General features: G+C 48.9%; 3 protein-coding genes. All 3 read left to right on the forward strand.

Features of this window, described 5'->3' with window-relative positions; all coding sequences use genetic code 11:
* A partial coding sequence (locus DW917_RS16785; protein WP_147344253.1) for a DUF3408 domain-containing protein occupies positions 1–288 on the forward strand: 288 nt, incomplete at its 5' end.
* Between the two features lie 184 nt (positions 289–472).
* Positions 473–883: a plasmid mobilization relaxosome protein MobC gene (mobC, locus tag DW917_RS16790; RefSeq protein ID WP_118120526.1), complete on the forward strand. Its 411-nt coding sequence runs from the start codon at positions 473–475 to the stop codon at positions 881–883.
* Positions 880–1618, forward strand: a 739-nt coding sequence (locus DW917_RS16795) for a relaxase/mobilization nuclease domain-containing protein (protein ID WP_118120529.1), incomplete at its 3' end; no start/stop codon positions are given. The genes mobC and DW917_RS16795, both read left to right, overlap by 4 nt.

The following is a 1618-nucleotide window of genomic DNA, read 5'->3' on the forward strand; positions in this document are numbered from 1 at the left end:
GAGGAAACATCAACGAATGAGGCTCAATCGCCACCGAATCCGCTGAAGCGCATCAGCGGCAAGCAGCGCAAGGCAACATTAGAGGAGTATCAGCAGACCTTCCTCCAAGTTCCAAGGATTGACGACCGCAAGCCAGTCTTCGTCAGTTCCGATGTGCGAGACCGTCTTGATCGTGTCGTCCGCATCCTCGGAGGGAGACGCATGAGCGTATCGGGCATCATCGAGAACATCGTGCGCCACCACCTAAGCCTTTATGAAGAGGACTTCGAGGCTTGGCGCAAATTGTGAGAATTAAGGTCTGCGACCTTGGACGTGGATAGCTGAAAGGCTGTAGTTCCAACTAACGTGTTCTGAGAGGGAGCGAGGTTATGTTTTGGGAACCCCAAAACGCCTCGCTCCACCATGAGGGCGGAGGAATTTTGCTCCCGTCGGTCGCAGAAAGTGAGTGTACCAACGATAAACAGTGTATCGAATGACAAACATACAGGAACAAGACAAGAGAAAGGGCGGAAGACCGCCCACGGGCAGAGTTCGCAAGCTGTCGAAGTCTGTCACAGTGAAGTTCTCGAAGCCAAGCTACGAGGCATTGAGACTGAGGGCAAGAAAAGCCAACCGCAAGTTGGCGGAGTACATCCGTGAGTCCGCCTTGAACGGCGCGGTGGTCAGCGGACACAACACTGAGACGATAGCCATCGCCAAGAATCTCATTGGCATGGCGAACAACCTCAACCAACTTACCAAGCTGTCGCATCAGAGAGGTTTCCATGAAACTCATGTGTATGTGGTGGACTTATTGAGAAGATTGAAAGCCATTCTTTGTGAACACAGACAAGCATCCCAAACCTTAAAATCAAACATAGGCAGGAAGGAGGCAACGATATGATTGGCAAGCTAAAGAAGGGATGCTCTTTTGGTGGTTGCATCCGCTATGTTACAGGCAAGGACGAGGCTAAAATCCTTGCTTCCGATGGTGTTTTGCTCGGCACGAATGCCGAGATGACGCAAAGTTTCGAGCTACAAAGGCAACTAAATCCAAGGATTAAGAAGCCTGTGGGGCACATAGCTTTGAGCTTCAAGCCCGAGGACAAGCCACGTTTGACGGATGAATTCATGGCTAAGATAGCCCTTGAATACATGCAGATGATGAGTATCACCAAAACCCAATTCATCATCGTAAGGCATCACAACACGGACAATCCACATTGTCATATCGTATATAACCGCATCAATAATGAGGGCAAACTCATATCAGACAGAAATGATTACAGGCGTAATGAGCAGGTGACCAAGGCTCTAAAATCCAAGTATGGACTGACCTACGGAACGGACAAGAGCAATACTAATACTCGCAAGTTACGCAATGCTGAGCGTGCCAAATACGAGATTCACAATGCCGTCAAGGATGCCTTGAAAGACGCTGATAGTTGGCAGAAGTTCAAGAATGAACTTGCAAAGCGAGGTGTTCTCTTGGAGTTAGTCTATAAGGACAAGGAGCGAACCAAGGTGCAAGGCATCCGATTCTGCAAGGACGGATATAGTTTCAAGGGTACGCAGATTTGCAGAGAATGCAGCTTTGGCAAGTTGGATGCAAGACTTGGCACAGAGTATAATCGTGTAT

This window comes from Prevotella sp. AM42-24, assembly GCF_003461825.1.
Taxonomy (GTDB): Bacteria; Bacteroidota; Bacteroidia; order Bacteroidales; family Bacteroidaceae; genus Prevotella; species Prevotella hominis.

What these genes read in the sequence shown, in the direction of transcription:
- mobC (WP_118120526.1), top strand. Translation starts at nt 473, where the DNA reads ATGACAAACATACAGGAACAAGACAAGAGAAAGGGCGGAAGACCGCCC.